19 protein-coding genes are annotated in these 22,504 nt (G+C 48.2%); 6 read left to right on the top strand and 13 right to left on the bottom strand.

Annotated elements, in window-relative coordinates; all coding sequences use genetic code 11:
- The first annotated feature begins 39 nt into the window (after positions 1-39).
- Positions 40-1,902, top strand: coding sequence for a bifunctional 2',3'-cyclic-nucleotide 2'-phosphodiesterase/3'-nucleotidase (locus Q1B11_RS12285; RefSeq protein ID WP_299732964.1), 1,863 nt, complete (start codon positions 40-42; stop codon positions 1,900-1,902).
- A gap of 66 nt (positions 1,903-1,968) precedes the next feature.
- Here Q1B11_RS12285 and Q1B11_RS12290 read toward each other — a convergent pair whose 3' ends face one another.
- From Q1B11_RS12290 to Q1B11_RS12320, 7 genes are all read right to left on the bottom strand, one after another.
- Positions 1,969-2,562, bottom strand: coding sequence for an adenine phosphoribosyltransferase (locus Q1B11_RS12290; RefSeq protein WP_299732967.1), 594 nt, complete (start codon positions 2,560-2,562; stop codon positions 1,969-1,971).
- 63 nt (positions 2,563-2,625) lie between these two features.
- On the bottom strand, positions 2,626-3,384 hold the full coding sequence (gene fnr, locus Q1B11_RS12295) for a fumarate/nitrate reduction transcriptional regulator Fnr (RefSeq protein WP_299732971.1): 759 nt from the start codon (positions 3,382-3,384) through the stop codon (positions 2,626-2,628).
- Positions 3,385-3,862: 478 nt separating this feature from the next.
- Positions 3,863-5,260: an oxygen-independent coproporphyrinogen III oxidase gene (hemN, locus tag Q1B11_RS12300; RefSeq protein WP_299732974.1), complete on the bottom strand. Its 1,398-nt coding sequence runs from the start codon at positions 5,258-5,260 to the stop codon at positions 3,863-3,865.
- Positions 5,261-5,519: 259 nt separating this feature from the next.
- Positions 5,520-6,230 (bottom strand): sulfite exporter TauE/SafE family protein, encoded by a 711-nt coding sequence (locus Q1B11_RS12305; RefSeq protein ID WP_299732977.1) that lies wholly within the window; start codon positions 6,228-6,230, stop codon positions 5,520-5,522.
- A 23-nt stretch (positions 6,231-6,253) separates the two neighbouring features.
- Complete coding sequence (gene ccoS, locus Q1B11_RS12310; RefSeq protein ID WP_299732980.1) at positions 6,254-6,448, bottom strand: cbb3-type cytochrome oxidase assembly protein CcoS; 195 nt, start codon at positions 6,446-6,448, stop codon at positions 6,254-6,256.
- A gap of 2 nt (positions 6,449-6,450) precedes the next feature.
- Positions 6,451-8,931 (bottom strand): heavy metal translocating P-type ATPase, encoded by a 2,481-nt coding sequence (locus tag Q1B11_RS12315; RefSeq protein WP_299732983.1) that lies wholly within the window; start codon positions 8,929-8,931, stop codon positions 6,451-6,453.
- Positions 8,931-9,491, bottom strand: coding sequence for a FixH family protein (locus Q1B11_RS12320; protein WP_299732986.1), 561 nt, complete (start codon positions 9,489-9,491; stop codon positions 8,931-8,933). Before Q1B11_RS12320 ends, Q1B11_RS12315 begins: the two co-directional genes overlap by 1 nt.
- Positions 9,492-9,825: 334 nt before the next feature.
- Between Q1B11_RS12320 and Q1B11_RS12325 the strand changes: the two genes are divergently transcribed.
- Positions 9,826-11,649 carry a PP2C family protein-serine/threonine phosphatase gene (locus tag Q1B11_RS12325; RefSeq protein ID WP_299732989.1) on the top strand — a complete coding sequence of 608 codons (1,824 nt, stop codon included), beginning with the start codon at positions 9,826-9,828 and terminating at the stop codon, positions 11,647-11,649.
- A gap of 127 nt (positions 11,650-11,776) precedes the next feature.
- Entirely contained in the window at positions 11,777-13,336 is a 1,560-nt protein-coding gene (locus Q1B11_RS12330) for a hypothetical protein (protein ID WP_299732992.1), read from the top strand.
- A 441-nt stretch (positions 13,337-13,777) separates the two neighbouring features.
- On the opposite strand, the gene Q1B11_RS12335 is transcribed toward Q1B11_RS12330, so the two are convergent.
- Positions 13,778-14,278: a heme-binding protein gene (locus tag Q1B11_RS12335; RefSeq protein WP_299732994.1), complete on the bottom strand. Its 501-nt coding sequence runs from the start codon at positions 14,276-14,278 to the stop codon at positions 13,778-13,780.
- Positions 14,279-14,368: 90 nt separating this feature from the next.
- Here Q1B11_RS12335 and Q1B11_RS12340 point away from each other — a divergent pair, with 90 nt between their 5' ends.
- Positions 14,369-15,121 carry a response regulator transcription factor gene (locus tag Q1B11_RS12340; RefSeq protein WP_299732997.1) on the top strand — a complete coding sequence of 251 codons (753 nt, stop codon included), beginning with the start codon at positions 14,369-14,371 and terminating at the stop codon, positions 15,119-15,121.
- Positions 15,105-16,502, top strand: a complete 1,398-nt coding sequence (locus Q1B11_RS12345) for a HAMP domain-containing sensor histidine kinase (protein WP_299733000.1) — start codon at positions 15,105-15,107, stop codon at positions 16,500-16,502. The genes Q1B11_RS12340 and Q1B11_RS12345 overlap by 17 nt, the downstream gene beginning before the upstream one ends.
- A gap of 57 nt (positions 16,503-16,559) precedes the next feature.
- Here the strand turns inward: Q1B11_RS12345 and ccoG are convergent, their stop codons facing one another.
- From ccoG to ccoN, 5 genes are all read right to left on the bottom strand, one after another.
- Positions 16,560-17,951 carry a cytochrome c oxidase accessory protein CcoG gene (gene ccoG / locus Q1B11_RS12350; protein ID WP_299733003.1) on the bottom strand — a complete coding sequence of 464 codons (1,392 nt, stop codon included), beginning with the start codon at positions 17,949-17,951 and terminating at the stop codon, positions 16,560-16,562.
- A gap of 127 nt (positions 17,952-18,078) precedes the next feature.
- Positions 18,079-18,975 carry a cytochrome-c oxidase, cbb3-type subunit III gene (gene ccoP, locus Q1B11_RS12355; RefSeq protein WP_299733006.1) on the bottom strand — a complete coding sequence of 299 codons (897 nt, stop codon included), beginning with the start codon at positions 18,973-18,975 and terminating at the stop codon, positions 18,079-18,081.
- Positions 18,976-18,977: 2 nt separating this feature from the next.
- Positions 18,978-19,220, bottom strand: coding sequence for a cbb3-type cytochrome c oxidase subunit 3 (locus tag Q1B11_RS12360; RefSeq protein WP_299733009.1), 243 nt, complete (start codon positions 19,218-19,220; stop codon positions 18,978-18,980).
- Positions 19,220-19,828 (bottom strand): cytochrome-c oxidase, cbb3-type subunit II, encoded by a 609-nt coding sequence (gene ccoO / locus Q1B11_RS12365; protein ID WP_299733166.1) that lies wholly within the window; start codon positions 19,826-19,828, stop codon positions 19,220-19,222. Before ccoO ends, Q1B11_RS12360 begins: the two co-directional genes overlap by 1 nt.
- An 8-nt stretch (positions 19,829-19,836) precedes the next feature.
- Positions 19,837-21,288 (bottom strand): cytochrome-c oxidase, cbb3-type subunit I, encoded by a 1,452-nt coding sequence (gene ccoN / locus Q1B11_RS12370; RefSeq protein ID WP_299733012.1) that lies wholly within the window; start codon positions 21,286-21,288, stop codon positions 19,837-19,839.
- A gap of 561 nt (positions 21,289-21,849) precedes the next feature.
- Here ccoN and Q1B11_RS12375 point away from each other — a divergent pair.
- Entirely contained in the window at positions 21,850-22,497 is a 648-nt protein-coding gene (locus Q1B11_RS12375) for an alpha/beta family hydrolase (RefSeq protein ID WP_299733015.1), read from the top strand.
- The last annotated feature ends 7 nt before the right edge of the window (positions 22,498-22,504 follow it).

The following is a 22,504-nucleotide window of genomic DNA, read 5'->3' on the forward strand; positions in this document are numbered from 1 at the left end:
TTGCGATTCCGGAATAAGTAAAACTGGCTAGAAGCCTTGGTGCTGTTGACTGGAATCACTTCAGCGGGAATTGCTGACTATTACAAAGGCAAACCTACCGCCAAGCATGGTCTGGTTCGGGTAGCGACGCTGGTTAACCAGGCTCGTGATGAGGTGACCAACAGTGTGCTGGTGGATAATGGCGACCTGATTCAGGGTTCCCCTATGGGTGACTATATGGCAGCCAAAGGCTTGAACCCCAAGGATGTTCATCCGGTTTACAAGGCAATGAATCTGCTGGATTATGATGTTGGCAACATAGGGAATCATGAATTCAACTATGGCCTCTACTTCCTTAACGAAGCCGTCAATGACGCTAACTTCCCTTATATCTGCTCCAACGTTGTCGATGCCAAAACCGGCAAGCCTATCTTCCAGCCATACATTATCAAAGATCAGTCGTTCAAAGACTCCGACGGTAAAATGCAAACCATTCAGGTAGGCTACATTGGCTTTGTACCGCCTCAGGTGATGCAGTGGGATAAGAAAAATCTCGAAGGTAAGGTGATTGCTGAGGATATTCTTGAAGCCGCCAAAAAATACGTACCGGAAATGAAGAAGAAGGGGGCAGATGTCGTCATTGCCATTCCTCATTCTGGCCTGAGCTCTGAGCCTTATAAGGCAATGGCTGAAAACTCGGTGTACTTCCTGTCGGAAGTGGAAGGCATTAACGCCATCATGTTTGGTCATGCTCACGCTGTGTTCCCGGGCAAAGGCTTTGAAAAAATTCCGGGCGTTGATCTGGAAAAAGGCACCATCAATGGCGTACCTTCCGTTATGCCAGGCCGCTGGGGCAGTCATCTGGGAATGGTTGATCTGACGTTGGATGACGCGAGTGGTGATTGGGAAGTGGTTTCCGGTAAAGCCTCTGTGCGTCCAATTTTCGACCGTGCTTCCGGCAAGCCAACGGTTGAAGCGGATGCTGAGCTGGTTGCCAGTATAAAAGCTGAGCATGAAGGCACTCAGGATTTTGTCAATCAGCCAATTGGTAAAGCGTCCGATGTGATGTACAGCTTCCTGGCACTGGTTCAGGACGATCCAACGGTTCAGATCGTCAATAATGCCCAGATCGATTACGTGGAGCGTTTCATTCAGGGTGATCCGGATCTGGAAGGTGTTCCTGTGCTTTCAGCGGCTGCGCCTTTCAAAGCAGGTGGTCGTAGAGATGACCCATCCGGCTACACCGAAGTGGAATCCGGTACTCTGACGTTTAGTAATGCCGCGGATTTGTACCTGTACCCGAATACACTGGTGGCACTGAAAGTCACTGGTAAAGAGGTGAAGGCGTGGCTGGAGCGTGCAGCTGGTCAATTCAACCAGATTGATGTGAACAGCACTGAGCACCAGTCTCTGTTGAACTGGGATACGTTCCGCACCTATAACTTCGACGTTATTGACGGCGTTGAGTATCAGATCGATGTTTCCAAGCCTGCCCGCTATAACGAGAAAGGTGAGCTGGCTAACGACACTCATCGAATAATCGGCCTGAGCTATCAAGGGAAACCGGTGAAAGATGATCAGCCGTTTATTATTGCAACTAATAATTATCGTGCCTATGGCGGTGGTAACTTCGCAGGTACCGGTGAAGATTATATTGTGTTTGCTTCTCCCGATGAAAATCGTACGATTTTGTCTAACTACATTTCGGCTCAGACCAAGGAAAAGGGTCAGGTTATTCCGAGTGCGGATAATAACTGGCGTCTGGCTCCCATCAAGTCTGACAAGAAATTGAATGTCACCTTTGAAACCTCTCCATCAGAGAAGGCTAGCCAGTTTATTCAGGCTAAATCAGCATACGATGTGAAGAAGGTTGGAATGGACGACAACGGTTTTGCACTTTATCAGATTAATCTGATTCGCTAAGAAACAAAAAAAGGGGCTTTGAAGCCCCTTTTCTTTACCTGGAATAAACGTCAATTCAAGTGAGGTTTATTCACCTTCAAACTGACACAATGAATAGGTGGCAATGCCCGCCTGATTCAATCTGTCTGCACCTTTCAAATCAGGTAGGTTGATAATGGCGGCCGCTTCCAGCGTGCTTGCTCCTGCCTTTCTCAGCAGTTCATCCGCCGCTAACAGCGTTCCACCGGTGGCGATCAGGTCATCAACCAGAAGGACCTTTTCACCGGCCTTAACTGAGTCGTCATGCATCTCCAGTGTCGCCTTTCCGTACTCCAAATCGTATTCAACGCTTAAGGTGATTCCTGGCAGCTTTCCTTTCTTGCGGAAAAGAATCAGTGGCTTATTCATCAGGTAAGACAGCGTAGAACCCATAAGAAAGCCACGGGCATCCAGAGCGCCGATACGATCAAATTCTTTCTGCTCATAGCGTTTTACCAGAACGTCTACGGTCTTACGCCAAGCTTCAGGGTTTTCAAACAGAGTGGTGATGTCTCTGAACAGGATGCCTTCATGGGGCCAGTTCGGAATGGTTCTGATCTGTGACTGAAGATAGTCCTGAACGGGTAAGGAGCCATCAGCGGATAAAGAGTCCTGAACGTCGGAGGTTTCGTTCGTATGCATGTCTTTTTTTGGGCGGAATGAAATGATAAGAAGCTACCATGGTAGCTTCTTGCGAGAATAAAGTCAGGCGCCGGTGGCGATCTGATTTACATCGATGTTCTTGCCACCGGCCAGAGAGCAAAGCTCAACCGGGTTGTGGATTTCAATCTCTTTGCCCACCGCAGAAATCATTCCACTTTTTTGGAATCGGGTGAATACACGACTCACCGTTTCTACAGCCAGTCCAAGGTAATTACCCATTTCGTTGCGGGACATGGACAGGCGGAACGACTGTGATGAAAAACCACGGCGTCGGAAACGGCTGGCCAGATTGATCAGGAAAGTCGCAATACGTTCATCGGCGTTTTTCTTGGAGAGCAGCATCATCATCTGCTGGTCTTCACGGATGCGTTTACTCATAAGGCGCATCATGTGACGACGAAGTTCAGGGAACTGATCAGAGAGTGTTTCCAGTTGCTCGAAAGGAATCTCACAGATCATGGTGGTTTCCATGGCCTGTGCTGATACCGGGTAGGCATCAGTGTCCATACCGCTCAAACCAAGTACTTCGCTGGGCAGGTAGAAGCCGGTGATCTGTTCTTCACCTTCGTTTGTGGCGGTGTAGGTTTTGATAGCGCCGGAACGAACGGCGTAGAGGCTGTCAAAAGGATCACCTTCAAGGAACAGGTGCTCGCCTTTTTTCAATGGACGCCCACGCTTGATGATGTGATCAAGCTGGTCAATATCCTTGATGCTGAGTGCCAGTGGCAGGCACAGCGAACTTAGACTGCAGTCTCTGCAGGCAACATGGCTGGGCTGTCGGACGCTGGGCTTTGACGTCATTGAGAGGCCTCAAAGTCGTATTTGCAAGATTTAACACTATTGTAAGGAAAATGTTATCACTGAGACAATCTGGCAAATACTTATAAATTAACAGTCATTTGGGGTTCACCCCATTACTTTATTGAACAATATTCGACCATAAAAACTTGATATAGATCATCTTACGGCTGGAAGGGGATTTTGCACTGATGTTTTGATTAAATCAATGTGAGTATTTATGCCGATAGGTGATCTTCAGTAGGAGCTGTTGGGCAGGTGTTGTGTAGGTGTTGTGTAGGTGGGAAGAGGGTCAGATGTATTTCCGACCCTTCTAAGTACCCGGCCATATGGAATCGAATATTTCTGGCTTGTTGATCAGGTTCTCTGCAAGGCGCAACGGCGGGAGCATAGCGAGCTATGTGACCAGAGTTGCAACGCAGTAAGAGGGTCTGATCAATGAGTCAGAAAATATGATTTTATATGGTTGGGTACTTATACGTCATATGACTTTTGAATAAAGCGGCTTTTCTTTCATTTCGGGTTGGTTCAGATAATAGTCAAACTGCATACAAATATTACGAATCAGCAGTTTGCCACTTGGCGACACTTTAAGTTTGTTGTCATTGAAGAGGCTCAGCAGTCCATCGTTCAACATGGGCTCTAGCCTTTCCAGCTCCTGATGGAAATAGTCTCTAAAGTTGATGCCAAACTGTTTTTCAATCTTGTCGAACTCAAGCTCAAACTGGCAAATAAGCTGGGTAATCACCGCCTGACGAATTTTATCATCATCCGTCATTTGCAGGCCACGAACAGTGGGTAACTGGTTTTTATCCAGCGCGCCGTAGTATTGCGCTTCTTCTGTGGAATTTTGAATGTAAGTGTCGCCTACCTGACTGATAGACGAAATACCCATACCGACCAAGTCACAATGACTGTGGGTGGTGTAACCCTGAAAGTTTCTGTGAAGAGTCCCGTCTTCCTGGGCAATGGCAAGGTCATCATCCGGCAGGGCGAAGTGATCCATGCCGATATAGACATAGCCTTGTTCGAGTAACCTTTCTGTGGATTTCTGGAGAATCTCCAGTTTCATTTCCGGGGCTGGCAGATCCGCATCATTGATGCGTCGCTGTGGTTTGAAACGGTGTGGTAAATGGGCATAGTTGAACAAAGACAGACGATCCGGTGCCATGTCGATAACCCGATCAATGGTGTTCATAAAGCTATCGGTGTTCTGAAATGGCAGGCCGTAAATCAAATCCATATGAACGGACTGGAAAGCCATCACCCGAGAGGCATCCAGAATGGATTGAATCATGCTTTCTGGCTGCACACGATTAACGGCTGCCTGAACCTTCGGATCAAGGTCCTGAACACCCATGCTGATGCGGTTGAAACCTTGATCTCGTAACGTTCCCATCATTGACCAGTCCACTTCTCTTGGATCCAGCTCAATGGAGTAATCGGCGAACTCACTGTCCATTAAATTAAAGTGCTTTCTGATGTGGTTCATCAAGTCGGTAATCTGTTTTTCGCTCAGGAAAGTCGGTGTGCCGCCACCAAAGTGCAGTTGTTCTACTCGTTGTTCAGGGCTGTAGAGTGCAGCCTGCATTTCAATTTCTTTGTACAGGTAATCCAGATATACGTCAGCGCGATCACGGTGCTTAGTGACAATTTTATTACAGGCGCAGTAATAGCAAATATGGGAGCAGAACGGGATATGGAAATAAAGCGACAGTGGTTTAATTTGTTCAGCACTGTAGCGGGCATTGTTCTCATATTTCTGGATATCGAACTGACTGTCGAACTGCACGGCTGTGGGATAGGAAGTGTAACGGGGGCCTGACCCGTTGTATCGTTGAATCAGGTTCTGATCCCAGATAGGAGTGCTATTCATCATCAGTCTCAATCTACATTTATTGGGTCATGGGTGCCGTCAGAGTTCTGGATAGTAAAGGCGTCTCGCGTCTCTATCGTGGGCAAACGGGCATAATGTTGGGTGTTATTTTAAAGGGCTGTGGCTCAGTGTTCTTTGATTCGTGTCAATAAGTATGAACCGAATTGTGATCGGGTTGTATTCGTATAACGGGTGTTGAAAATTTAATCAGGAGTAAGTCAAAGGAGGCGCATTATATACAGTTGAGAGTGAATAATCGAGATTACATGGTCAAGTGATGAAGTGTGGCCATGACCCATTTCTGATGAGGGCCGGGCATTGACCAAAGCCCAAAAAGAATGATGGTGATTCCGGCGAGATTACGAGTGAGGCTAGCTTGAATGATATCCACAAACTGTCGTGAAAATGCACCCAATAAGAAGACAGAGGGAATCGTTCCAAAGCCAAATGCTGCCATCAAAAGAGCGCCTTGAACAGGATCGCCCTGAGTAGCACTCCAGGCCAGTGTGCTGTACACCAATCCACAGGGTAACCAACCCCAGAGCAAACCAATGGCAAAGGCGTTTGGCGTATTTTTAATGGGGAGCAGAGCTTTGGCTTTGGGTTGAATATACTGCCACAGCTTACTGCCGGCGCGCTCGAGATAGGTCAGCCCTCTCCACCAACCGGTGAGATAGAGCCCCATGGTAATCAACATGATGGCGGCAAAGTAACGAAGCGCCATTTTAACTTCGGGGCTGATGCCGCCCAGATACCAGCCAACACTGGCCAGCAATAGACCGGCAAAAGCATAACTGGTGACACGACCCAAGTGGTAAGTCAGCATCAGCCAGAAAATCTGTGCTTTCGATCGCCCAGACAGGGATAAGCTGAGAGCGGAAGTAATACCGCCACACATGCCAATGCAGTGGGCGCTGCCTAACAAACCCAAAACAAGGGCTGAAAGCAGAGTGGGCGCTTCATTGATAGTCATGGTGATAGCTCGGTATCAACTACTTATTGGTTATTATCAGAGGTGTTTGTTGTATCACTGTTTGATGATGACTTTCTTTGAGGCTCATCAAAAAGAATGCTGTGAGCAGGCCCTTCAAGATCATCAAACTGACCATCATCTACAGCCCAGAAAAATATTTTGACCGCTAGCGCAATCAATACCAGTGCGATGGGGATTAAAATAATCAGGCTTTCCATAATTAGACGACAGCCTCCTTGGTGAAAGTGTCAGCGTGCTGATTGCCTGATGAATGCGTTGGTTTCGCAGAACGGCTCAGACGCAGGGCGTTGGCAACGACGATCAGAGAACTGAGCGCCATACCGGTTGCCGCCATCCAGGGAGCAATCATACCCGCAGCGGCAAGCGGCAACGCCGCCAGATTATAACCCAGTGCCCAGGCAAGGTTCTGACCGATAATTCTACGGGTTTTGGTGGTCAGGTTAAAAGCATCAGCCAATCGCTCCAGGTTGCCGGAGATCAACACCGCATCAGCGCTGGTGCGGGCAAGATCCGATGAGTTACCCATCGCCATTGAAATGTCGGCACCGGCCAGAACGGGAACATCGTTGATGCCATCGCCAACCATCAGCACTTTGTGGCTTTTGGACTGAAGGTTCTGAATATACGACAGCTTATCATCAGGGCTGCTTTCAGCCTGCCACTGGTTAATACCCAGAGATTCAGCAGTGTTGGCGACAATGCTTTCGGTGTCGCCACTGAGCAGGATGACAGTCTTACCCATTTTCTGCAGTCGTTTCACAGTGGCGGCAGCTTCCGGGCGAAGGCTATCGGTAATTCGGAACCAACATAGTGGTTTGTTGTCGTCTGCCAGCAGCAGCCATTTGCCGTCGGATTCCGGAGTTTTCAGTGTTGATTGCGGAAACGCAAAATCAGGGCGACCAATACGTAATTGCTGTTGATTGATCGTTCCTTCAATCCCCATGCCTAAATGATTCTTTACTTCGCTGGCGGTAAAAGTCTGGCTGGTTATGGAGAAAGCCCTGGCAATGGGGTGTTCTGAATGGGCTTCCAGTGCGGCAGCCATGGCTGTCAGTTGATCCAGAGACTGGGTGCAGTCTTCAATAGGAATCACCTGAGTCAGTGAGAGCTCACCTTTTGTCAGGGTGCCGGTTTTATCAAAGATGACATGATCAATAGTATGCAGACCTTCCAGAACATGCCCGCGAGTGACCAGCAAGCCCAGTTTGTGGAGATAACCGGTAGCTGCCGTGAGTGCTGCCGGTGTAGCCAGAGAAAGAGCGCAAGGACAGGTGACCACAAGCACCGAGAGCGTGATCCAGAAGGCATCTTCCGGTGCAACGCCACTCCAGCCCCAGTAAACGCAGATGGCAACCAGCAGAACAGCAGCAACAAACCATCCGGCCACTTTATCCGCCAGTTTAGCGATAGCAGGTTTATCCTGCTGCGCTCTTTGTAACAGTTTGATGATGCTGGCAACACGGGTTTCATCGCCAATTTTGGTGACCTGAATCTCTACCGGGTGATCCACATTCAGGCTACTGCACAGCAACGTGTCGCCAGTTTGTTTTTCAATGGGCAGATATTCACCAGTAAGCATGGATTCATTCACGCTGGTGGAGCCGCTCAATAGAATACCATCCGCCGGAATCGCATCGCCGGGCAGTATTCTTACTTTGTCGTTTGGTTGTAGCTCGGAAACCGGTACCCGCACAAACTCACCGTCGATCTCTTTCAGACAGCTGGGCGGCATCAGGTTGGTCAGTGCTCTTGCAGCTCTCGCGGTTGCATGGCGTGCCCGCAGTTCCAGGTAGCGCCCGGTGAGCAGAAAGAAGGTAAACATGGAGACGGAGTCGTAATACACCTCGCCATTGGCAAAGAATGTCGCCCACAGGCTGGCAAGGTAAGCACCACCAATGGCAATGGAGACCGGTACGTCCATGCCCAGATGGCGGGTTTTAATATTGCGCCACGCCGTTTTAAAGAAAGGTGCTGCCGCATAAAACACGACAGGTGTAGCAACCATTGCGCTGACCACCCGAAGCAGGTTGCGATACATTTCCGGCATATCATTGCTGATGGCACCAGAATATAGCGCGATGGCGTACATCATCACCTGCATGGCCCCAAGGCCTGCTACCGCCAGTCGTCGTATAAAGGTACGGTTTTCCTGCTTCAGCATGGCTTCTTGGTGATCGGCACGCCATGGATATGCTTTGTAACCGATTCGATGGATAGCCAGAAGGATATCGCTCAGGGGAATTTGGTCGCTGTGCCATGTGACCTGAGCTTCATGGGTACTGAGATTTACAATCACTCGTTCAACACCATCCAAGGATTGCAGGTGGTTTTCCAGTAGCCATACACAGGCGGCGCAGGTAATGCCCTCAATCAGCAGATTGGCAACCAAACGACTATCGTCGCTTTTAGTATTATCTGCAGGCTGGACAAAGTCTTTCTGGATTTCCGGGCGATCATAAATTCGGAGCTCTTCCAGTATGCGCTGACTTAAGTCGGCAATTGGGTTGGCGCTCTCGGTGCGGTGTTGGTAGTAGTTTTCCAGCCCGCCAGCAATAATTGCCTCGGTAACGGCTTTGCAGCCGGGGCAGCACATGGGTTGCTGCTTGCCTTCAACTTCTGCAAAAAACACCACCGGCTCGGGTGCCGGCAGTGAGCAATGAAAGCATTGGGTTTTGCTCATCAGATTTCCGGATTTTTCAAAGCTAAGGGTGTGCCCGGAGTCACCCGTGCTTCTTGAGTGATTTTCCAACCGGTTTCATAGCCGACTTCCGGGATCAGCTCATCAAGTGTTTCCAGTTGCAGGTAATAACGACCAGACACCAACGCTTTCAGTTGACCAACATAAACATGTGTTCCAGTATCAGAGCCCGCACCAAAAGAACGGTTAAGCAGAATCCGCTTATCTTTGTCTTTAAAAACCGGAGAAAGAAAGCTCATGCTTAACTGTCCAGGCCATTGTTCAGTGTCACCGGTCAGCTTGACTCGAACCTCACCGATCAAATCATCAATGGTGAGAATGCCTTCGATGTGTAAATCGGAGGCGTTGTGAATCCGTGTCATGTCCTGATTAATGGATTTACCGTTTTTGTAATAATCATCAATCACAACACTGTCTTTATGGGTAAAGGCGGTGTAAACCTGAAAGCTGCCCCAGACAAAAGTGACCAGTAAAATACCAACGATGTACCAGGCCCAGGGTTCTCGGTACCAGGGGGTGAAGGGTTCTTTGAGATCAGTCACGAAACAGCTTCCTGAGTGTTTATTGTCTTTGCGTGATCCGGAAGGCAGGAGCTCCGGGTATATCCCGTCCTGTGGGAGTGGCCGGTGGTTGGATTCTTATAAACACCGGTCAGTGAGTATAAGCACGTAGAATATAGATTGTTCGCTTTTATTTCCACAAGAATTGGTAAGCGAAATCAGTGTTTTAGTCTCAAACTGTATTTTATAACTGATTGTAAAATAATGGGTTTTGAACAAATTGCTAAGAAAGTAGGAACTTTTTTTGGTACGAACGCTCAATAATAGGGTAGGGAGTAAAATCTTAATCACTCTAACCTAGGATAAGGATATCAAGATGAGGCTATCTTTTTCTAATTTACCTTCAACATCCCGGCAGGTTGTTATTGCTGAAAATGCCTTCCAGCCGGCTCAGAAAAAAAAGATCACCTTCGCTGAACGCGGCATTGTTGAAAAGGGGCGCTTCAAGCACAGCTGTATTAGTAAAGAGGATATTGCCAGGGTATTTATTCGGGACTGGTGTGGGACTGACGATGAGAAAAAACGTCTCGGTTGTGATTATCGGATAAGGACTGAAGATGCGTTACCTGGCAAGAATAAAAAGAATTTGGCTCTGGCTAAAAGACAGAAAGCTGGGCAGGATACGCGTGATCCATTTGAACCGGCAACCTACCTGTTCCATTGTGATGGTAACAAATTGAATTTGGATTCCATGAAGTTTGAAGGCTCCAACGAGTTTGTTTCCAGGCTTAGAACAAGTTCAGCGACTGCTCCGAACGGGACAGTAGAGAAAGTAAGCCCCCAAAAGCACCCTGCAGTTGGAGTGGCAACTGCAACAGGGCAGGCTCACCTCTCAGGAAGAGGTAATGAAGATCGCTATGTTGCTGATTTACGAAGCTTGTGGCTCGCAGGCAAGTATTACCCGCAGGTGTCTTTCACGGCCATTCTGGACGGCCATGGTAGTTCACAATGTTCCCAGTTTGTTCAGGATAATCTTGCAGACTATCTGGCTGAAGCGCTTGAGCTGCTGACCAGTGATCGTCAGCAACTTTGCGATCATGATGTCTATACTGCCATTGATGTTGCGATATGGCGTTTGCAGCATGATTACTTTCTTAAGCAAGGTCATTCTGGCACAACAGCAAACATTGCTATACGAATTGGCGGTCATCTTTATGTGGCCAATATTGGTGACAGTCAGGCGCTGCTTGTCGACGCAGAAAATAATGAATATGTCCCGCTGAGTATTGATGCCAAGTTTGATACAAGCAGTAAACCAGGCATTGAAAAGGAAGTAAGCGACTTACATTTGAAGTCAATTTATAAACGAGGCGGCAAAATTTCCGGAGAAGATCGTGTGGCTGGTGGAGGGATAAACATGGCCAGATCCATCGGAGATTTCCGAAGCACAGGAATGTCCTGCCTCCCGACTATCATTAAATACGATTTACAGCCCGGTAAAGAATACCTGTTGGTTCAATGCAGTGACGGTTTCTCAGACATTATTAATCCACGTACATTAGCCAAAGAGAGTGCTGAAAGTAATCGCAGTCATAGAGGTGATGCTGCCGCCAGTGCTCTGGATGCTATGCACTATGGCTATCGGGTTAGTGGAAATAGTGATAGATCAAGAGATGATATGACCATTCTGATGCTGCCTATGAAGGCTGGTGAATATCGGGAACGCAGTGTTGCACAATGTATGCCTGCAACGTCTTACACAGCATTTGGCTCATCACAAGGTCATCTGGATAACTGGATGGGGCAGATGATGCAAAGCGTTACTGAGGGCGCTGAAAATCAGTCAGCCCAACCTTTCGATTTCAACAGTAGCTCCAGCGTAGAAAGTACGGATTCTATCAGCGGCATTCCATCCGATGCAAGTTGCGCTGGGTTGTCAGACTATAAACTTAGCCGTTTGCTCAGCCGGGATGCTCCTGGCGGATTTGATAGCAGAATCAACGTTATTGCACGAAAGAATGGACTTGAAAAAGAGCAAGTTGTGCAAGCACTGAGAGTTTTCCTTTTTGATGAAATGAGCAGGGCTGATCTCAAAAATAAAAAATTGGATGAATATAAACTGGTGCCCTTGGAAGGACTTATAGAGCCTTTTTTAGATAAGCTACAACAGTCGAACAAAGGAAAGACTGGAACTAGATAGTGGATAATCGTTAGACTCATAATATATATAACCTGCATTGATCATTTTTGGTTGACCGCTATCTAGCTGTTGATTCGATGTTGACCATGCAAACTGTCTGACTCTCATCATGAAAAGGAATTTCATAATGACAGTGTTACGGATGCTTTATTTATCTATGGGGCTGATGCTTTTTGTCCGGACTGCCTTTCCAGCACACTACCATGACGATGTAGAAGCTTTTCCGCCTTGGCAGAATGGCCGGGGGCTTGGAGAACTTTCCCTTGAGGTGTCTACTGAAAATGAGTCAGCTCGTCAGCATTTTCTGACGGGGCTTAAACTACTCCATGCTTATGAATTTTCAGAAGCCACCTGGTCACTAAGAGCTGCACAGAAATTGGATCCCGGGTTTGCCATGGCTTATTGGGGGGAGATTATCGCCAGCCGGATGTTGGTCTGGTACAGCCGTAATGATGAACAGGGGCAATCCGCCTTGAAACGACTGGAGGAAAATGCAGATTTATCCCTGCTTACTGATTTGGAAAAAGGGCTGATCGGTGCAGCAAAAGTATTGGTTTCCAAAGATGAGACACTGAAACCTTTTGAAAAAGGATCGTCTGCCTGGCAATTCAGAAACAAAATGGAGGGCTTATATCAGCGTTTTCCATTGAATCATGAAGTGAAGGTTTTATACGGCTACAGTATTCTTGGAACCCGCCACGGAGTTCGTGATTATAAAACCAATCTGAAAGCGATTACGCTGTTTGATGAAGTGCTCGATGAAAACCCTGACCACCCTGGAGCATTGCATTTTATTCTTCATGCAGCGGAAAACCCGGTTCAGGCCTATCTAGCCCGTGATGCGGCAGAGACGATCAATGACATTGTGTTTGCTGCCATACACACATTGCATATGCCCTCTCATTATTACATTGCTCGAGGTGAGTGGCAGGAGGTCGTTGATATTAATCGTATGGCCTGGAGCGCATCTATTCGCAGGGCTTATGAATCAGGGTTGGGCAGCGACACGTTTGAGTATCACGGTCAGGGCTGGGTGATCTATGGACTGTTACAACAGGGTAACTATCAAGAAGCACTGGCTGAAATGAACAAGCTGTATCGGGAGTTTGATAAAAACCCGTCTTCAACCATTAGACGTTATCTGTTGTTTGCACGGGCCGGGTTTCTGGTTGATGCACCTGTTGGTAGTAAAGAAAGTAAGCTCGTTCTTAAGCAGCGGGTTGATCACCAAAGGATGATATCGGCAGCAACTGGTGCTGACCTTTTGGCGGAGGCTTACCTTGGCTGGCAGATGGGAAATAACGGTATGATTGCCAAGGCTAATCGTCGTTATCACCAGTTAATGGATAATGATCTGCAGCATTTATCGCCGCCAGAGCAGGATGCTGTAAAAATAATGGGCTTATTAACCCGGGCGCTTGAAGATTTGCAAAATGAACGTTCTGACGCCGGTGAGTTGAAGTTATCCCGAGCAGCTAATCTGGAAGTCACCATGGTGCATGAACATGGTATTCCATTGACTGTGAAACCAGCGAATGAGCTTTATGCTGAGTTTTTATTGAAAGAGAAACGTTTCGGAGAAGCTCTGCATTATTACAAAAAAGCGTTAGCCTATTATCCTAAACGGATGTCTTCTCTGAAAGGTCAGGCTGTCGCATTGAGTGAGCTTTATGATGCGTATAATTAAGTAGAAGTATAGAAAGTGAATAATCTAATCTCGTTTTTTATACGGATTCGGGGCTTGTGGTTGTTTTGTTATTCTTCGAAGGCATTGAATAGCGTCTGTGATTGATGTCAGTTATCGTGAGCTAATATAGCTGACTTGATGGATTTTGCTAAACATCCGTTGATGTTGAATGAATGGAGAATAAAACAATTATGTGCGGCTAATGACTAAGTAGTTGAGCAAATGAAATCATATTTTCTGAGCAAGTGGCCAGCCACTCTACTGCGTTACAACTCTGGTCACATAGCTATGGCTATGCTCCCGGCGTTGTGCCTTGCATAGTAACTGTCCACTCACCCAGAAATATTCGATTCCATTTGCACAACTACTTAAGGATGTTTAGAAGGCTGAGTGAATCTGACGGACATCTCAGCCTTTTATTATTACGACATCTGATTGTTATTAGAAAACAGCTTTGATGGCTTCTTCTGCACAGGCAACGTCTAAATGCCCACCTGGAGCACCACCGACACCGATGGCACCAATCTGAACGTCATTCAACGTTACTGGAATGCCGCCAGTCAGGAATAACAAATTCTCATCCATGTTTTGCAGTGGTTGCATGATTGGCTTGTCGGCCACCAGTTTCATAAGGTCTCCGGAAGGGCGTTTCATGCTAACAACCGTAAATGCCTTTTTGCGTGAGCTGTCCAGAGTGTGGATGCCTGCGCCATTTTCTCGAAGTTGGGCAAGCACGTTACCCGACATATCAACCACGGTTGCAGACACTTTATAGCCTTGTGCCGTGCACTGCTTCACAGCACCTTGAGCCAGCTGAAACGCAATGGCAGAAGCAATTTCTGTCACGGATACAGTCTGGTTTTTATCGGCGGCTGATGCGTTAAAAGAGATGGACATTAAGCCAAGGGTGGCGGCCAGAGCGGTCATTTTAATCTTTTTCATATTCACTCCTTCAGGGTTTTATTGTTCAACGGCGACCACTCTAACGAAGTACGAATTACCAAGGGCTTTCAGAAGCATTACAAAACTGCAATGTTCAGCAGAATTAAACGATTGTGTGATAGTGTCTTTCTGCCAGGGGTTGCTATTGATGTACTGATACCAATGAAAATACTTTTGATCGAAGATGATGCCCGCATATCTCACTTTCTTATCACCGGCTTTCAGCAGGAAGGTTGTTCGATCACTCATGCTGCCAACGGAGTGGATGGGCTGCATGAAGCAATCACCGGCTCCTATGATGTGATCGTTCTCGATATCATGTTGCCAGAACTGGACGGCTTTGGTGTTTTATCACAGTTAAGAGGGCAGGGGCATTTGACGCCAGTATTGATTCTGAGTGCCAAGCATTCTGTGTCGGAACGGGTCCAGGGGCTTCAGTCGGGGGCAGACGATTATCTGGTCAAACCCTTTGCATTTTCAGAGTTGTTTGCTCGTTGTCAGTCACTGTGTCGTCGGCAGAGTCAGAATCAAAACGCGGTGCAAAGTCTGAGTCTGAGTTATCAGGATTTATCACTGGATTTATTAAGTCATGACGTTGAACGCAGTGGTGACGTGATTCACCTCAATCAGCGTGAATTTATTTTGCTCAAACTAATGATGGAAAATCCGGAAGTGGTGATTTCCAAGGCGACCATTCTGGAGCAGGTTTGGGGGCATCAGTTTGATCCGCAAACCAATGTGGTGGATGTGCTGGTCTGTCGTTTACGAGGTAAGGTGGATAAGGGGTTTGAGCTTCCGTTGATTCATACTCTGAGAGGCGTTGGTTATGTCCTCAGGAAGTAGTGTTGAGCGGGCACTAAGCAAAGTACACAACACATTGCTCAGACGATTTATCCTGTTGCTGCTGCTCTGCTTGCTGGTGGTGCAGGTTATTGTTGGTTCACTGTTTTTTCTGGATCTTTACTGGCAGGAAAAAAGAGTGATGACCAACATGAGAGCGGAGTATCAACGAATACTGACGTATGATTCTGCTGACAGATTGCGGCATGTCTTTCAGGCTGGCAGTGAACGCTTATTGGGCAATCACATTGCCGCGTTTGAACGCCCAAAAAAATACGTACAAAACAATGCCTATTCAATAGAATTACTGGCGGGTTATCCAAACGTTCCCTCCGATATCGATTTCTCTTTGTATACCATAGGAGAGAAGCCCTGGTGGCAAACGTTTCTTCTAAACCCTTACACCACTTATGTGATTCCCGGAGTGGACAGTGATTTTTGGCTGGTGCTTGATAATCGAGCCCGTTATTTCATTGCCTACAACAAGTGGGTGATGACCCTTCTGGCAATGGTGCTGATTGTTATTGTGACCACTGTTTTCATCCAGAGAATGATACGGGGAGTCATGTCGCCATTGATTTCACTGGGTAAAACATTATCGAAAATTCAGCAGGGCGATCTGAACCCAGAAGCTATTCCAAAACCAGTCCCTGGTGGGCTGAGTGTGATCAGTGCCAGTGTCCATGATGCTATGGTACGACTGCATCAGATCACCACTACTCTTAATACGACAGTAGACGCCATTGCACATGATATACGAACGCCGTTGTCGAGAATTATCCTTTCATCACAATCGGCTCTGCTGGACGATCAAAACCCCCAACAAATGAGGGAAGCCCTGTCTGACAGTGCAGAATATGCCATGCAGGCCAATACCATGCTCACTACATTGATGAAGTTGAATGATGAGCTGACCGGTAAACGTCAGGGCATGTATAAACCCACGGATGTTGGGAACGTTGTTCGTACAGTTGTGTCATGGTACGAAGACGTTGCGGATGACAAACAGATTCAGCTTAAGGTCGATGTCCCCGAACCGGTCATCATTCAGTCTGATCCCGAAAAGCTGACTCAGGCGCTGTTAAACCTTGTTGATAATGCCATTAAGTATACGGATCGTGGCAGTGTCTGTGTTCGCGCAATTTGTCTGGATCAGCACAGGATTGAGATCAGTGTCAGAGATACTGGTATTGGTATTGAAAAGCCTTATCAGGGCATGGTGTTTGAACGATTATATCGAGTAGACGACAGTAGAAATGCTTCTGCAGGCTATGGTCTGGGGCTCTCTCTGGCTGTTGCCATTGTCGATAACCTGGGTGGCTCCATTCATCTGGAATCTGAACCGGGTCATGGCAGTACCTTTACCATCCGTTTAGATGTTTAAGGGGATGGAATGGTGGGAGAAGTGGCCGTGGCGCATAGAGCGACACGGCTGATCAGATTATCTGGAAGGAATCATAAACCGGCTTTCTGTCTTGATGGCACCAAGATCAGGCTTGCTTGAAATGATGCTGAACTCAATAGGACGGGTTATTGGCGCACCATCAAGCTGTGGTGCGATCACGCGAATGACTTCCTGCGCCACACTGTTGGGTTCGATCATAAGCGATGTCTCACCGGAAATGGTTAGACCATCAAAGCCGTCTACCTGAATCTGCACTTCATGGGCCACATGATCTTTATTGGCAATTTTCAGAGTGTAGATATTTTCAATGCGCTGATCACTGAGTGTGCGATAGAGCACATTTCGGTCCCTCAATACTTCAAGCTCCAGTGCAACCCGATTATTCAGCGTTACGAAGAACAACCCGATCATGACAATCAGAGCAACGGCGTAACCGATTAAGCGTGGACGCAACCAGTGGGTTTTACCTCCGGCGAGTTGGTGCTCTGTAGTGTAGCTAATCAGTCCTTTGTCATAACCCATCTTATCCATAATGGTATCGCAGGCATCGATACAGGCGGCGCAGCCGATGCATTGGTATTGCAGGCCATCACGAATATCAATACCCGTTGGGCAGACTTGAACACAGACGCTGCAATCGACACAATCGCCAAGGCCTACGCTTTTCGGGTCAACGCTTTTCTTTCGGGCGCCACGACTTTCCCCACGGCGCTCGTCGTAGGCGACAACGAGGGTGTCATTGTCAAACATGACACTCTGGAAGCGGGCATAAGGGCACATGTGCATGCACACTTGTTCACGCAGATAACCGGCGTTGCCGTAGGTGGCCACAGTGAAGAAGACCAGCCAGAAAACACCCCAGCCGTTGACGTCACCCGTGGTGAGATCGACCACCAGTTCCCGTATAGGTGTGAAGTAGCCAACGAAGGTAAGCGCGGTGGTGAATGCAACGGCAACCCAGATGGCGTGTTTAGCGGCTTTTCGCAGAAACTTGTCAGCAGACATCGGCTCTTTATCGAGCTTCATTCTACGGTTGCGTTCACCTTCGGTAACACGCTCTGCCCACATGAATACCCAGGTGAAGACGCTTTGTGGGCAGGTGTATCCGCACCAGATTCGACCGGCAAAAACCGTCAACGCAAAAAGACCGAAGGCGCAGATGATCAGCAGCCAGGTGAGCAGAATAAAATCCTGGGGCCAGAAGGTGGTGCCAAAAATATGAAACTGTCGGGCGGGCAGATCAAAGAGAATTGCTTGCTGACCGTTGATGTTGAGCCAGGCGGTGCCAAAAAACAGTAGAAACAGGAAAGTACCGCCGGCCAATCGTAAATTACGATAAAGACCAGAAAAGCTTCGGGTGTATATTTTTTCGGGCTTCTGGTAGAGATCTATCAGTTCCGGTTCCTGGTTGGCATTTTGTGTGTTCATAGCGCCGAAATTACCGGTGTGGGTTTGTGATTAGGATAGATTGGTAGGTCGGTAATTCTGAAAGAATTGCCGACACTTGGGTTCGATTATCATTGCCGGCAACCCTTTGGGTTACCGACCTACAATATTACTCAGCCTTATGGGTCAGGCTGTAAACGTACGCAGTCACCAGGTGAACTTTCTCTGGTCCGAGAATGTCATGCCAGGGTGGCATTACGCCGTTACGGCCTTTTCGAATGGTGTATTCAACCTGAGTCTGACTGGAGCCGTATAACCAAACGTTATTAGTCAGATTTGGCGCACCCAGTGCATAGTTGCCAGTACCATCGGCGCTGTGACAAACGGCACACGTCGTACTGAACACCTTCTTGCCTGCATCCAGATCATCCTGGCTGGCGCCGGAATCAATACCAGACAATTCACGGACATAACTGGCAACCTGCTTAACGCCTTTGTCACCAATCACCGCACCCCAGGCGGGCATTTGCCCTCGTCGACCCTGAGCGATGGTGGTTTTAATCGCATCAGCGCTGCCGCCATAGAGCCAGTCGTTGTCGGCAAGGTTTGGGAAACCGAAGTTACCGCCTGCATCCATACCGTGGCAAAGTGCACAGTTGTTGATAAACACCCGCTCACCCATTTTCAGAGCTTTTGGGTTTTTAATCAGCTCTTCGATGGGGGTTGCCGCGTAACGCTGAAACTCTGGTGCGAATCTGCGTTCGTGTTTCAGCTGATCGGTTTTTAGTTCGCCGACCTGAGTCCAACCCAGAACACCGGCCCATTTACCCATGCCCGGATAAAGAATCAGGTAGCCCACAGTGAACACCAGAGTGGCCACGAACATCACAAACCACCAGTGCGGCAGAGGGTTGTCGTATTCCTCAATGCCGTCGTAGGCGTGACCTGTGGTTTCATCAGTCATGTCCCTGCGCTGGGCTTTACGGGTAGAAAACAGTACCCAGGTGACCAGTACAAGGCAGGCGGAGGTTAGTAGAACAATCCACCAGTGCCAGAAATTACTCATCGTTATGCTACTCCTCTTTCTGGGGAGTTCTTTGTCCCGCTATGGACATTGTCATTTTCCCGGTGTTCCGTAACCGGACTATTACTATCTGAGCCATTAGCGACTTCAGTGTCGTCAGCGAAAGGCAGTGAAGCTGCCTCATCAAAGTCGCCTTTACGCTTGCTGCTGTATGCCCAGATGATCACTGATAGCATGGCGATCAGAGCGACAACTGTCGCCAGTCCTCGAATCGTATTGATATCCATCAGCGCTTACTCGTAATGTTGGTTCCGAGACCTTGCAGATAAGCCACCAGAGCGTCGAGCTCGGTATGACCTTTCACTGCATCTTTAGCGCCGGCAATATCCGCATCGGTGTAAGGAACGCCCAGAATGCGCAGAGTTTTCATTTTCTTTGCAGTCAGGCTGTTATCCACCGGTGTTTCTGCCAGGAATGGGTACGCCGGCATAATGGATTGTGGTACCAGATCTCTTGGGTTGATCAGGTGAGCACGGTGCCAATCATCGGAGTAACGACCACCCACACGAGCCAGATCAGGTCCGGTGCGCTTGGAACCCCAGAGGAATGGGAAGTCGTACACAGATTCACCGGCAACCGAGTAGTGACCGTAACGTTCCACTTCTGCACGAAGTGGGCGAATCATCTGGGAGTGACAGCCAACACAGCCTTCGCGGATGTAAATGTCGCGGCCTTCCAGTTCCAGTGCACTGTAGGGCTCAAGCCCTTCAACGGGTTGAGTGGTTTCATCCTGGAAAAACAGCGGGACGATTTCCACCAGACTGCCGAAACTGATGGCAACCACCACCAGTATCACCATCAGTCCAAGGTTCTTTTCAACAATATCGTGTTTAATCATTGTTATTAGCTCCCTGCAACCGGCTGAGCATTCTCATTCACAGAGGTGTCTTCTGTTTCAGTGGCTGTGCGGTAGACGTTATAAGCCATCAACAGCATACCCAGCACAAAGAACGCACCGCCAATCGCCCGCACCACATAACCAAAGTGGCTGGCTTCAACAGACTCAATAAAGCTGTAAGTCAGGGTGCCGTCTTCGTTCACTGCACGCCACATCAGACCTTGCATGATACCGTTTACCCACATGGCAACGATGTACAACACGGTGCCGATGGTTGCCAGCCAGAAGTGCGTGTTGATCAGGCTAACGCTGTACATCTGTTCTTTGCCGTACAGTTTCGGAATCAGGTGATACAGAGAACCGAAGGACACCATGGCTACCCAACCCAAAGCACCGGAATGTACGTGACCAATGGTCCAGTCGGTGTAGTGAGACAGGGCGTTAACGGTTTTGATCGCCATCATTGGGCCTTCAAAGGTAGACATACCGTAGAAGGAAAGAGAGACAACCAGGAAGCGCAGAATTGGATCGGTGCGCAGTTTATGCCACGCGCCGGAAAGCGTCATGATGCCGTTGATCATCCCGCCCCAGGAAGGTGCCAGCAGGACCAGAGACATCACCATGCCCAAACTCTGAGCCCAATCAGGCAGAGCGGTGTAATGCAGGTGATGAGGGCCAGCCCAAATGTAAATGGCCACCAGTGCCCAGAAGTGCACGATGGACAAACGGTAAGAGTAAACCGGACGTTCTGCCTGCTTCGGTACGAAGTAGTACATCATGCCCAGGAAACCCGCCGTCAGGAAGAAGCCGACCGCGTTGTGACCGTACCACCACTGAATCATGGCATCCATGGCACCGGCATAAGCGGAGTAGGATTTGGTCATGCTCACTGGCAGTGCAGCACTGTTGACAATGTGCAGAACCGCAACGGTGATAATGAATGCGCCGAAGAACCAGTTAGCCACATAAATGTGCTTGCTCTTACGCTTCATGATGGTGCCAAAGAACACGATCGCATAACTGACCCAGACCACAGCGATCAGAATATCGATGGGCCATTCCAGCTCGGCATACTCTTTAGAAGAGGTCATGCCCAGTGGCAATGTAATGGCGGCCAGCACGATCACCAGTTGCCAACCCCAGAAGGTGAAGGCGGCGAGTTTGGGCAGAGCCAGTGTCGCCTGACAGGTGCGCTGTACGATGTAGTAGGAAGTCGCGAACAATACGCAACCACCAAACGCAAAAATTACCGCATTAGTATGCAGTGGTCGTAAACGTCCAAAGCTGGTCCATGGCAGGCCCAGGTTGAGTTCAGGAAAGACCATTTGAGAGGCGATCAGCAGGCCTACCGCCATACCAACAACACCCCAGACCACGGCCATGATGGCAAACTGCCGAACTACGTTGTAGTTATATGCCGTGTCTTGATAGCTCGGCTGTAACGTTGCAGTACTCATGCTCCATGTTACCTTCGGGTTATACTTATGAGAGTTCGTAATATTGTGGGTAAACCGAAGTGGAATTGTATTGACGCAGATCAGTATCCGGTCAAAAACTGAGCCTGAGGGCTTTGTTTGGAAGGCAGAAGTGTTGTAGCGTTATCTGTTTTGCGAAGCAGTTCCAGTGAACGACCGTTCTCGTCCATGTAAACAGTTTGAAAAAGTGGAAGATGAACCGTGTCTTTTGAATTACTTTTCGTATGATGGTGCAGCCAACATCATGCTGAAAGAAAATTGCAAACACCAGCTCCTGCTTACTCTTGTTCTATAAAACCTACTTATAAAAACAGACGTCTTGTCGTAACAGTCCTGACTTTCTTTTTCTCAGCCGTGTATGACTCTTTTTTGGTCATTTAACGCTTCAGTTATCCTCATCGGAATCAGAGCATCTTGTAAGAGGATGCCCCCACATTCCGCCGCCATGATACCGAAATATAGGTGTGCCCGCTAATGCTTTTTCGGTCTGTACTTAATCGTGGTTCCAGTGGTATTTATGTACGACTAGCCTGAGGTTCTTATATGGAATTAATCTGGAATAAAGCATCAGATAATGCGGAAGTACTGATACTGGCCCATGGTGCAGGTGCGGCAATGGATAGCGAGTTTATGGAACGAATGGCTGAATTGATCTGTGAATCAGGAGTCACTGTCGTCCGTTTTGAATTCGATTATATGCAGCAGCGTCGGGAAACCGGTTCTCGTCGACCGCCAGATCGTCAGCCAAAATTGCTGGCTTGTTGGGAACGGGTGTTAGACGCAGTGTATGAAGAAGTGGGCAGGCCGTTGTTTATTGGTGGCAAATCCATGGGCGGAAGAATGGCAACATTATTGGTTGCTCAGTCTGAAAATGAGGGGCGAGAAAGCCCGGTGCCTATCAAGGGTGTGGTTTGTCTGGGGTATCCCTTTTATGCCGCAGGTAAGCATGACAAACCCAGAATTGACCATTTACAGGAAATAAATACGCCTGTATTGGTGATGCAGGGTGAGCGGGATGCCATGGGCGGCAGGGAAACCGTCGGTGAATACTTATTGTCTCCTAATGTGAGTATTCACTGGCTGGCAGACGGTAATCATGACTTGAAACCCAGAAAGGTATCAGGTTTTTCTCACGAAGATCATCTGCAAACCAGTGTTGTTTGTATTCACGAGTTTTGCGCGGCTTGTTAAAGGAAGG

The organism is uncultured Endozoicomonas sp. (assembly GCF_947495845.1).
Classification (GTDB): Bacteria; Pseudomonadota; Gammaproteobacteria; order Pseudomonadales; family Endozoicomonadaceae; genus Endozoicomonas.

Excerpts from the sequence above, each read along its gene's own strand:
- Q1B11_RS12375 (WP_299733015.1), top strand. The coding sequence starts at position 21,850 with ATGGAATTAATCTGGAATAAAGCATCAGATAATGCGGAAGTACTGATA.
- Q1B11_RS12340 (WP_299732997.1), top strand. The coding sequence starts at position 14,369 with ATGTTCAGCAGAATTAAACGATTGTGTGATAGTGTCTTTCTGCCAGGG.
- Q1B11_RS12305 (WP_299732977.1), bottom strand. The coding sequence starts at position 6,230 with ATGACTATCAATGAAGCGCCCACTCTGCTTTCAGCCCTTGTTTTGGGT.
- Q1B11_RS12315 (WP_299732983.1), bottom strand. The coding sequence starts at position 8,931 with ATGAGCAAAACCCAATGCTTTCATTGCTCACTGCCGGCACCCGAGCCG.
- ccoN (WP_299733012.1), bottom strand. The coding sequence starts at position 21,288 with ATGAGTACTGCAACGTTACAGCCGAGCTATCAAGACACGGCATATAAC.
- ccoG (WP_299733003.1), bottom strand. The coding sequence starts at position 17,951 with ATGAACACACAAAATGCCAACCAGGAACCGGAACTGATAGATCTCTAC.
- Q1B11_RS12335 (WP_299732994.1), bottom strand. The coding sequence starts at position 14,278 with ATGAAAAAGATTAAAATGACCGCTCTGGCCGCCACCCTTGGCTTAATG.
- Q1B11_RS12330 (WP_299732992.1), top strand. The coding sequence starts at position 11,777 with ATGACAGTGTTACGGATGCTTTATTTATCTATGGGGCTGATGCTTTTT.
- Q1B11_RS12325 (WP_299732989.1), top strand. The coding sequence starts at position 9,826 with ATGAGGCTATCTTTTTCTAATTTACCTTCAACATCCCGGCAGGTTGTT.
- Q1B11_RS12290 (WP_299732967.1), bottom strand. The coding sequence starts at position 2,562 with ATGCATACGAACGAAACCTCCGACGTTCAGGACTCTTTATCCGCTGAT.
- hemN (WP_299732974.1), bottom strand. The coding sequence starts at position 5,260 with ATGATGAATAGCACTCCTATCTGGGATCAGAACCTGATTCAACGATAC.
- Q1B11_RS12345 (WP_299733000.1), top strand. The coding sequence starts at position 15,105 with ATGTCCTCAGGAAGTAGTGTTGAGCGGGCACTAAGCAAAGTACACAAC.
- fnr (WP_299732971.1), bottom strand. The coding sequence starts at position 3,384 with ATGACGTCAAAGCCCAGCGTCCGACAGCCCAGCCATGTTGCCTGCAGA.
- Q1B11_RS12360 (WP_299733009.1), bottom strand. The coding sequence starts at position 19,220 with ATGGATATCAATACGATTCGAGGACTGGCGACAGTTGTCGCTCTGATC.
- ccoS (WP_299732980.1), bottom strand. The coding sequence starts at position 6,448 with ATGGAAAGCCTGATTATTTTAATCCCCATCGCACTGGTATTGATTGCG.
- ccoP (WP_299733006.1), bottom strand. The coding sequence starts at position 18,975 with ATGAGTAATTTCTGGCACTGGTGGATTGTTCTACTAACCTCCGCCTGC.